The sequence below is a fragment of the Pseudomonas sp. EGD-AK9 genome, from assembly GCF_000465935.2.
Lineage (GTDB): Bacteria > Pseudomonadota > Gammaproteobacteria > Pseudomonadales > Pseudomonadaceae > Aquipseudomonas.
Genome location: NZ_AVOF01000406.1, coordinates 1 through 2587 on the forward strand (window position 1 = coordinate 1; position 2587 = coordinate 2587).

The 2587-nt window shown below is 67.3% G+C and carries 4 protein-coding genes; 3 read left to right on the plus strand and 1 reads right to left on the minus strand.

Annotation, left to right across the window (positions count from 1 at the left end):
* The 3 genes from N878_RS17360 to N878_RS17370 all read left to right on the plus strand — a co-directional run.
* Window positions 1-467 (plus strand): folate-binding protein YgfZ (locus N878_RS17360; protein ID WP_021444868.1); only part of this gene is annotated, 467 nt, incomplete at its 5' end.
* Between the two features lie 45 nt (window positions 468-512).
* Window positions 513-1349 (plus strand): HDOD domain-containing protein, encoded by an 837-nt coding sequence (locus N878_RS17365; RefSeq protein ID WP_021444869.1) that lies wholly within the window; start codon window positions 513-515, stop codon window positions 1347-1349.
* A 69-nt stretch (window positions 1350-1418) separates the two neighbouring features.
* Window positions 1419-2174: an ABC transporter substrate-binding protein gene (locus N878_RS17370; protein ID WP_021444870.1), complete on the plus strand. Its 756-nt coding sequence runs from the start codon at window positions 1419-1421 to the stop codon at window positions 2172-2174.
* Here the strand turns inward: N878_RS17370 and N878_RS17375 are convergent.
* The coding region (locus tag N878_RS17375; RefSeq protein ID WP_031303380.1) for a HAMP domain-containing sensor histidine kinase at window positions 2157-2587 on the minus strand (431 nt) is incomplete at its 5' end. The genes N878_RS17370 and N878_RS17375 overlap by 18 nt on opposite strands.

The following is a 2587-nucleotide window of genomic DNA, read 5'->3' on the forward strand; positions in this document are numbered from 1 at the left end:
GACTGGCCGCCGCGCTGCCGCAGGCGCCGCTCAACGACTGGCTGCTGGCCCAGGTGCGCGCCGGCGTCGGCCAGGTGTTCGGCGCCAGCCGCGAGCTGTTCATTCCGCAGATGCTCAACCTGCAGGCTCTCGGCGGCGTCAGCTTCAAGAAGGGCTGCTACACCGGCCAGGAAATCGTTGCGCGCATGCAGTACCTGGGCAAGCTCAAACGGCGCCTGTACCGCCTGCGCCTAAGCGGCACGGACACCCCGGCCGTCGGCGTCGAACTGTTCTCGCCGGTACACGGCTCCAGCGTCGGCGAAGTGGTGCTGGCCGCCCAGGCGGGCGATACCGTTGAGCTGCTCGCCGTGTTGCAGGAAGATGCCGTCAACGATGGCCGTCTCCATCTCGGCAGCGGCGAAGGGCCGACGCTGACTTTGCTCGATCTGCCTTATCAGCTGGATGCCGACCAGGAAATCCAGCGCTGACTAAACTGCCTGGCGCCGCATCGGATCGCCTAAGAGAGCCCATTGATGAGCAAGCTTGCCGAAAGAGTCCAACAGGAACTGATCCACGCCATCGAGAACGACGAGCTGGTGCTGCCCACCCTGCCCGAGGTGGCGCTGAAGGTGCGCGAGGCCGCGGAAGATCCGGATATCGGCATCCCGCAGATCAGCAAGGTGATCGGCAACGACGCCGCGCTCACCGCGCGCATCATCAAGGTGGTCAACAGCCCGCTGCTGCGCACCAACAAGGAAATCACCGACCTGCAGATGGCGGTCAGCCGCCTGGGCATCAACTACACCTGCAACCTGGCCACCGGCCTGGCCATGGAGCAGATGTTCCAGGCCACCAGCGACGTGGTCGACCGCAAGATGCGCGAGGTGTGGAACAAGAGCACCGAGATCGCCGGCATCTGCCATGTGCTGTGCCGCCACTACACCCGCCTGATGCCGGACCAGGCCACCCTCGCCGGCCTGGTGCACCAGATCGGCGTGCTGCCGATCCTCACCTACGCCGAGGAACACAACGAACTGCTGGCCGACTCCATCAGCCTCAACCACGTGATCGAACAGATCCACCCGATCATCGGCGACAAGATCCTGCGCACCTGGGAGTTTCCCGAGCCGATCGCCATGGTGCCCAGCCAGTACCTGAACTTCGCCCGCGACTCGGCCAAGGTCGACTACGTCGACATCGTCCAGGTCGCCACCCTGCAGAGCTACCTGGGCAGCGAGCACCCCTACACCCAGCTGGACTGGAGCACGGTGCCGGCCTTCGCCAAGCTCGGCCTCGACCCCAACGTCGACATGCAGGCCGACGAAGACCTCTCCGCCGCCATGGAAGCGGCGATGAGCATGCTGCAATAAAAGCGTCGCGGCGCGGCTGACAATCTGCCTCTAGACTCAAGCCCACAGGTTCGTCGGAAGCCGTCACGCATGCGCCTCGTCCTTCTCCTCTGCACCCTACTGCTGGGTAGCCTGCAGGCTGCCGAGCCGCTGCGCCTGACCAACGGCGAGTGGCCGCCCTACCTGGGCGAGCGCCTGCCGCATCACGGCGTGGCCTCGCGCATCGTCGCCGAGGCCTTCGCCCTGCAAGGCATCGAGGTGCAGTGGGAATTCCACCCCTGGGCACGCTCGCTGAAACTGGCCGAACAGGGCCAGCGCGACGGCAGCGCGGTGTGGCTGTACAGCGCCGAGCGCGCGCAGCGCTTCCATATCAGCGACCCGGTGGTGGAAAGCGGCTACTACCTGTTTCACCGCAAGAGCCGCGCCTTCGACTGGAACGCGATCGACGACCTGCGCGGCCTGCGCATCGCCGGCACGCGCGGCTACGACTACGGCTCGGCCTTCCAGCAGGCGGAGGCGGCGGGCGAACTGCAGGTGACCCGCATGACCAGCGACGAACAGGGTTTTCGCCAGCTGCTGGCCGGCCGCGTCGAGCTGTTTCCGATGGACAAGGTGGTCGGCTTCGACATGCTCTACCAGCACTTCAGCGCCGCCGACCGCGCCCGCCTGAGCTTCCACCCCATACCGCTGCGCAGTGACAGCCTGCACCTGCTGCTGTCGCGCGAGGTGCCCGGCAACGCTGAGCGCATCGCGCGCTTCAACCGCGGCCTGGCGCAGCTGCGCGACAGCGGCAAGGTCGCGCAGTACCTGCTGGAGATCCAGCAGCCGTTAAGCCTCACCCCCTAACGGGAACTCCACCCGCACCCGCAACCCATGCGGCTGCACCTGGTGCAGGCTGATCTGCGCCTGGTGCGCGCGGCAGATCTCGCCGACTATGGCCAGCCCCAGGCCGGCGCCGCTGCCCTGCGCGCCGCGCCGGTAGAAGCGCTCGAACACTTTCTGATGCTCGTCCTCGGGAATCCCCGGGCCGTCGTCCTCCACCTCCAGCAGCGCCGGGGCCAGCACCCGCAGGATCAGGTTGCCGCCGGCCGGGGTGTGCGCCAGGGCATTGTCGATCAGGTTGTTGAGCAGCTCGTTGAGCAGGGTCGGCTCGCCGTCGATCCACACCGGCTGCTCGGCCTCCAGGGCCAGGGCGACGCCGCGGGCATGGGCCAGCGGCGCCATCGCCAGGCCCAGCTCGCGCGCCAGCTGGCTGAGGT